Annotated in this window: 7 protein-coding genes; 2 read left to right on the top strand and 5 right to left on the bottom strand. The window is 51.9% G+C overall.

The genetic code is table 11. From position 1 onward, the window contains the following. A partial coding sequence (locus RBT76_15740; protein MDX9859236.1) for a hypothetical protein occupies positions 1 to 286 on the top strand: 286 nt, incomplete at its 5' end. 119 nt (positions 287 to 405) lie between these two features. Here the strand turns inward: RBT76_15740 and RBT76_15735 are convergent. After that, the gene (locus RBT76_15735) at positions 406 to 1422 is read right to left on the bottom strand and encodes an alpha/beta hydrolase (GenBank protein ID MDX9859235.1); all 1017 of its coding nucleotides are present in this window, start codon (positions 1420 to 1422) and stop codon (positions 406 to 408) included. 201 nt (positions 1423 to 1623) lie between these two features. On the opposite strand from RBT76_15735, the gene RBT76_15730 reads away from it, so the two are divergent. After that, positions 1624 to 2526, top strand: coding sequence for an AraC family transcriptional regulator (locus tag RBT76_15730; GenBank protein ID MDX9859234.1), 903 nt, complete (start codon positions 1624 to 1626; stop codon positions 2524 to 2526). Positions 2527 to 2880: 354 nt separating this feature from the next. On the opposite strand, the gene RBT76_15725 is transcribed toward RBT76_15730, so the two are convergent. From RBT76_15725 to RBT76_15710, 4 genes are all read right to left on the bottom strand, one after another. Next, positions 2881 to 3825, bottom strand: a complete 945-nt coding sequence (locus RBT76_15725; GenBank protein MDX9859233.1) for a hypothetical protein — start codon at positions 3823 to 3825, stop codon at positions 2881 to 2883. A gap of 270 nt (positions 3826 to 4095) precedes the next feature. After that, the gene (locus RBT76_15720) at positions 4096 to 4593 is read right to left on the bottom strand and encodes an MT-A70 family methyltransferase (GenBank protein ID MDX9859232.1); all 498 of its coding nucleotides are present in this window, start codon (positions 4591 to 4593) and stop codon (positions 4096 to 4098) included. 659 nt (positions 4594 to 5252) lie between these two features. Then, positions 5253 to 6113, bottom strand: a complete 861-nt coding sequence (locus tag RBT76_15715) for a replication-relaxation family protein (GenBank protein ID MDX9859231.1) — start codon at positions 6111 to 6113, stop codon at positions 5253 to 5255. Continuing rightward, positions 6113 to 7153: a hypothetical protein gene (locus tag RBT76_15710; protein ID MDX9859230.1), complete on the bottom strand. Its 1041-nt coding sequence runs from the start codon at positions 7151 to 7153 to the stop codon at positions 6113 to 6115. The genes RBT76_15715 and RBT76_15710 overlap by 1 nt, the downstream gene beginning before the upstream one ends. Positions 7154 to 7163: the final 10 nt, after the last annotated feature.

The raw sequence follows: 7163 nt of genomic DNA, 5'->3' as shown, positions 1-7163 counted from the left end.
CATTGGAGGTGACCACACCGAACCCTTGACATATGTAGTATGTTGGTGTGCACCGATTCATAATCAAATGGAGGTGGGGGGAATCGAAAGAGGCATATTTTGCAACTTTTTCGCATTCACCGACTTACGCGATAACCAGCTGGATCACAGCGAATTGCAGCTTTTATTTGGTTTTGTTTGGCTCTGGAAAATTAGCGTGTTTTTCATTCAATTTGGCACAAATATGGCACAAATCAATCGAGCAATTTCACTGTCCAAGAAGAGAGGGGCCGATGAGAAGCGGTGAGTCAGTGCCGCCCAGCGGCCTCGTAGGTTCGCTCAGAATTCCGGGACAAGTGAGGAGTTCTCCCAAAGTAACAACCCAATGAGCATAATCAGCCAACTGCAGTGCCTTCTTGCACCACCTCATTTCAGGTATGTGTTAAAGAAGGATGTGATCTTATCGAAAGGAATCTTATCCATCTGGTCATACAGATCGACGTGGTTGGCACCAGGGACAATCAGAAGTTCCTTCGGCTCTGCCGCCGCTGCATAGGCTGTTTCGCTGAAATAACGCGAGTGGGCTTTTTCACCGTGGATCAGCAGGATCGGACGCGGCGATATTTCCTTGATGTAGGTCAACAGCGGCATGTTCATAAATGACAGCGGTGTGGTCTGTGTCCACGCGTTACCGGAGTTAACTGAACGTTTGTGATACCCGCGCGGTGTCATGTAATAGTCGTGATAGTCCACGAGGAATTGCGCTTCGCCGCCTTTCAGCTCGTTGTAAGATGGCTGGTAAGCGGGCGTTCCATTTTCAGCATCCTTCCAACGCTGTTGGGCCAATTGTTCCAGAATTTTTGTACGTTGTTCCGGGGTCATGCTGTCGTTGTAGCCTTTGGACATGACGCGCGTCATATCGTACATCGTACTGGTGGCTACGGCTTTGATCCGCTTATCGATGGCGGCGGCGTTCAATGCCATGCCACCCCAGCCGCATATTCCGATGATGCCGATACGTTCACGGTCAACGAAAGACTGCATGCCAAGGAAATCTACCGCGGCACTAAAATCTTCGGTATTGATGTCCGGCGAGGCGACGTTGCGGGGTTCGCCACCACTTTCACCCGTATAGGATGGATCAAACGCCAGCGTGACAAATCCGCGCTCCGCCATCGTTTGCGCATAGAGACCCGACGATTGTTCCTTGACTGCACCGAACGGACCGCTAATCGCAAGCGCTGCCAATGGCTCACTTCCCCGATTCTTCGGAAGATATAGGTCTCCGGTCAGTGTAATTCCGTAACGATTTGTGAATGTTACTTTTTGGCGAGTCACCTTATCACTCAGATGAAAGGTGTAGTGCTCAGCCTCGCTTGCCTCTTTCATATTACCTGCGCTTTCCCCTTGCATTGGTTGCGAATATGCTTGTCCGGCAATCATCAGGAACAGAGCTACAAAAACTGCCATCGTCTTCATATTCAATCTCCATGATAAAACTGTTCACCGTATAATTTCATTTTGACAATTATACTCCATTTCATGCGGGATCGGATAGAGCAGTTCTGCATGATTCTTGCCTAATCCTGCGAGACATGCGAAAAATGTGTTGTGGCGTCATGGGCTGGCTTATATGTTATGCGCATGAAAGAAGCCCTGGAAGCCTTAGCATCAAGCATTGCCCGATTAACTGGGCAAAGAGATAACCTCAAAACTAACGTACCAAATCTTTTGCTTTATCGACGGGACAAGCCAACTCAACCAGAGTGCGCCCTTTATGAACCGAGCATCTGCATTGTTGCCCAAGGTGCCAAGCGAGTATTCATAGGAGACGATTCATACGTCTATGACTCTCGCCATTTTCTGGTCACGTCTGTGAATATTCCGTCTGTTGTACAAGTGATAAAAGCCAGTCAGGAGAAGCCGTGCCTGGGACTTGTATTGGTACTTGACCGGCGCGAGATTTCGCAGATGTTGGTCGACACCCATCTTCCTGCACCACGTGCGCCGCAAGCCGGCTGCGGTATGGAGATAGGCGAAGTCACACGGCCGCTGCTCACCGCCATTCAACGGCTGGTCGACTTGTTGGATGAGCCGCAAGACATTACGATTCTTGCCCCGATCATCCAGAAGGAAATATACTATCGGTTACTCGTCGGGGATCAGGGAGCGCGCCTGCGCCAGATTGCGTCGGCAGGATCACAGGGTAACCAGGTCGCTCGGGCCATCGATTGGCTTAGGACGAACTTCACACAGCCACTGCGGGTTGATGACCTTGCCACTCAGGTCAACATGAGCACGTCGACTTTCCACCACCACTTCCGCGCGCTGACGGCCATGAGTCCGCTGCAGTACCAAAAGTGGCTGCGTTTGAATGAAGCACGACGATTGATGTTAGCCGATTCGCTGGATGCGGCAACGGCCGCTTTTCAAGTCGGCTACGAAAGTCCCTCTCAATTTAGCCGTGAGTATAGCAGATTGTTTGGCGAATCGCCGATGCGCGATATCGCCTTCCTGCGACATCAAAACTCGGTCGAAACAGCATGAGATTGATTGTTAACTTATTCGCCTCTTTCATCACCAGTCAGATTCGTTGATTCACATCTGAAAACCGCCATCTGCCATTCTAACAGAGCTATGGGGATAGCCGTTTGGAGGTGAAACCACCGAACTCGGCATATGTTGTAAGTGGTGTGGCAACAAAGAGTTACTCACAAATGGAGGTGGGGGGATCGAAAGAGGTCTAGTTTGCAACTTTTTGACGGTCACCGACTTATGCGATAACTCGCTGAATCACAGCGAATTCCAGATTTTATTTGGTTTTGTTTGGTTCTGGAAAATCAGGCTGTCTTTCATTCAAGTTGGCACAAATCTGGCACAAATTATTTTATCGTCACACGATTACTTAGTCGGGAATTGTCTCAGTAGTTTCTCTGACACGTCTTTCGTTAAGAAGCATAGCGACACCACAGAATTGAGTCTCTCATCCTTCAGGATAAGTACAAACTCACTTTCATTTGCTATTGCCTTGCGAATCGTTCGAACGTCGGCAGCGGATATCGAAAGCTCGATAGTGTCGGAGCTCAGTTCACCGACAAACCAATTTCTGACATCTCTCTTTGTGAGATAGTTGCTGCGACCTTCATTCGATTCGAGCCACTCTCCATTAATGTGACGGAAGTAGCGTTCAAAGTCCGCTGCTCTGAAACTACCGGTACGAAGCGCTTCTTCTAAAGGTTCAAATTCCATGAATGGCGGAAACCCGTGAAAGCGCGTGAGTCGGGGAAAGCGGCGAATGAACTCCCTTAGAACCTTCTTGCCTCCGATTGCTCCAAGGATCATTTCTTTAGTGATGTCGCCGAGGTTTCTCACCGGATCGCGCGAAGTGACGAATAGGACAGTCAGCGAAGACCCGATCCACTCGAGATAGGTCAAGTAAACAGTGAGCATGGGAATTGTCACATAGTTGTCATCTCTCAAATTAGCAACGAGGAGTATGGGCTTATGAGGGAACCTGAATGCCATTGACAGGATGTTGGCTAATTCCCTGAAATCGCCTTTCTGCGAGAAAATGTGCTCGTCTATATCTGGCACGGTTAGGCCCCCCTGACTAGCTGCCTTTTCGACCGAATCCTGTAGTTCGAGTTCGAAGTCCTTGATCTTGACTTTCTTAATCCTGTCAAGAACACCAGGAAATAGGGCTAACAAAAGCATTATGGCTGAGACCCAGACCATGATAAGGGCGGGGGTCGTGTCTATCGGCGGGTCGTTGACGATTTGAAGAAAGCTATACCACGCACCGGAGATGATGAGGGCAACGAACGCGAACGCTAAGAGGCGCTTCAAGAACCGATTCACACCTGGAGACATAGTAGCAAGATATTTTTATTAGAGTGCAATGTCAATTTTTCTTTCAGATCGGCCATTTCTGAGCCTTGACTCCAACCACCTGTCGACATCTCTCTCGCGGAACCGGACAAACCGCCCCAGCTTGAAATGCGGAATGTACCCGATGTGGGTCCACTGGTAGATCGTGGACAGCTTTACGCCGAGTAATTCCGACATTTCCTCTGGAGTGTAGAGACGGTCCATCCTGGCACCTAATCGGCGATCGCCTTATACCTCGTTGCCCCAGCTTTTCCAGCCACGACGGCGGTTCCGGGCGAATAACTCCAGATACCGCATACCGGGGTACATGTGCTCGATCATCTCGTAGACCGAATGCGGCTTCTTGCTGTGGATGGTTCGTTTCTCACGAAACACCGAGCGGAGGCGTTGCGACGGCGGCGGCACCGGAAACGTGCCCTTGCGGCCGACCAAGAGCAATTCGTGCTGATTCCGCCACCAGACACCAAGCCCCATGATTTCCTTGTCCCACACGGCATGGCTGCGATACCGAAAACCCCAGGCCTCCATGACTTCCAGCGCATTGCCAAGTATTGCCGGAGGCGTCCACAGATATAGAACCGAATCAGCAGCTGAAGGAATCTGAAGGTTCTTGATGTCCTGCAAATCCATAGTCGGATAGTGCTTTTCGATCTTGTGATTCATTCCTGACCATTGGTACCGCCAGGGTGGATCGGCATAGATGATATCAAATGGTCCTCTGGGCATTTGCGGAGTATAAACACCAACCGCAACTTCAATGCAAACAAGCTGGTCAGGAATAGTGCTCACTGACCAGATAGGTGCACCGGTATGGCGCAGCCAGTGCACCGGGTGCCGGTCCAAACATGCTTCCCGATGACCATCCGAAAGGTCGTTGACTCCGTGAGAGTTAAGGCGACTACACATTCAAAATACCCTTTCATTATGCGCCGGTAGTGCGTCCCCGACGCCTGTGTGATGTCTTGGTTGCTGATTTGCCGCGCCCAGCCGAGCGAAGCACCCTCGAAATCCCTCCGACAAGCCAATCCGGCAAAAACCGCCGCGTGAGCCTGATCGCGAACACTAGGAAGGCAATGGCAAGCAGTAATGGCATTAAGTTGTCGAAGTTGGTCAGAAGTGCAATTACTAAACCGACCCCGAGCACGGCTAATACAGTGCGCACAATCAAGCCGGGGTTGTTGAAGAGGCGGAATAGCCGATTGACTAAATAGCCTCCGGGAGCCGGTTCACTAAGCCGTGCGCTGCCGCATAGACCGCAATACTGGCTATCGGGCGGGTTTTCGTGTCCGCTTGGACAAAGCCTGAGATTCCAGGTACGACCACAATAGTGGCACCGTTCCGGCTGACCGGGTGAAATCCTTCGACACAACGGGCACCAACGCATATTAGCCACGCCCTTTCGTGACTCCCTGACGATGCAGCGATGTGGTTGTTTGCTGCCCCGGCATAGTCCAAACTAGGGCAAAAAGCGGATTCTGTGTGACTTCTCGGAGAGTGCCGACCAATACGCGCAAAGAAGAGGCCTGCGGCAGCTTTGCGTTGAAACTTGCAGCTCGCCCCGTAGTCGTGGTTACTATCAGAACGGTCAGGCGGCTGAGCTTGAAAGTCCTTCGGAAGTAGCCTGATGACTGGGCATTATCATAAGCCTGGAGCTTTAGCCGAAGACGTCGAAGCGATTCACTGCCAGTATCCAGTTCCACGCAGAAATGATACAGCAGCCGGTTAATGGCATATCGGCCATACCCGTCCGGCCTCGGCATGATTGCCAATGGCACTCTGGCTGTCCGACAGGCATTAAGGAATTCGTACTCGTTCAGCCAAGATATCCATTCGCCTCCAGGAATTTTCGAACAGCAGCGGATGAATGACGCGGCGAAGTCGCTGATGGCGAGATCATGCGCCAGCGTACTGTCGGGCATTCGCCGAATTCGGCGGCGCCGGCGCAGTAACATGTCCGAATCAGCCTCGCTTATAGAAGCAAGGTGCCGGATACCTTCTCGGCCGAGATAGTAGATAGCGGGCGCAGATCCCGATTGCACCGGCATGAATCGCCGCTCCACCAAACCGGCGTCAAACAGTTGCCTCAAACGGCGGTTGATTCTGGTGATACACGGCCAATCAAGGAGCAATTGCAGGTGTTCCCGAGTGAGAAGCAGATGCCGGTCAAGCAGGCTGAGGATGTCTCGATCCCGGTCAGTCAAAGCCAAGCGGGGTGCAGCTTGACGCTTGGATGGGTTGGCTCTCATCAGAATCCCCCTTCGCGATAGCCGGGCGGCAGGTCATGATTATCAACGCCCTGCTCAGTCACAGACGCCGATTGTTCACCTGCCGGCCGTAACTCTGATTGAGGAGCCTCACTAAGATTTGATTCTACCTCATAAGTCTCCGGTGACCAGTTTACACCACCGACATTGCGATACATGCGGTGCACCATCTGCTCCTCGGACCGACTTAGCTTCTCCGGAATCGGCAGATAGTCAATTGAAACCTGACGGGCCGGTCTTCCGCCGACAAAGACCATCGCCTCACCAACTCCGAGCCGGGCAATTCGGCTTCTCAGTAATTCCCGTTCTTCGCCTTGCAGTTCTGCCGTTACGGTCTTGAGATTCTCGGCGTCCATGCGGAAACAACAGCGGACTGCGCAGTTGGTGAGAATGGTGGAGCGCATGGCGCGGTCCATGCCGGTCAGCGACTGCCCGCTCAAGACGACCGGAATCTTCAGTTTGCGAAACTCGTTTAAGGCCGGGGCAATGATCTCATGGACACCGGCCAAGGCGTTGAATTCATCGATTATGAGGGGTGACAGGTGCCGCTCCGGCTCTGGAATGGGCAGGCGCGCGAAGGCGGCCTGTTGCTCGACTGCCAGAACGATACTGGCGACCAGTTCAGCATCCCGTCCGAGAATGCCCTTATTGAGGTCAAAGAGTACGAGCTTGCGTTCGCTCAAGCACTGGAACAGGTCAATGTCTGACTTGTTTGACCCGAACATCACACGGAGTTTGGGATCGGCCAGAAAGGTGCTGAGTCGTGGCAGGAAGACTTGCGTGTAGAAGTCACGAATGGAATCGGAGTGGTGAAGCCAGCGATTGAGGAAGTAACTGCGGCAGGCTTCATTTCGGACAGTTTGACAATGGTGATGCAACAGGGCTGGATTCCTAAGTAGCGGTTCGGTCATAGTAAGGGGCAAACCATGCTCGGCCATTAAACAGAAGGTGTTGGCTATCAATTCACTTGAGGGCGCACCCCAGGTTGCTTCGGGCCATTGTCGGCGGAGCATCAATTCCATATGCTGACCG

This window comes from Candidatus Zixiibacteriota bacterium, assembly GCA_034003725.1.
In the GTDB taxonomy this organism is placed as follows: Bacteria; Zixibacteria; MSB-5A5; order GN15; family FEB-12; genus WJMS01.
This window is presented reverse-complemented; position numbering and strand designations above follow the sequence as displayed.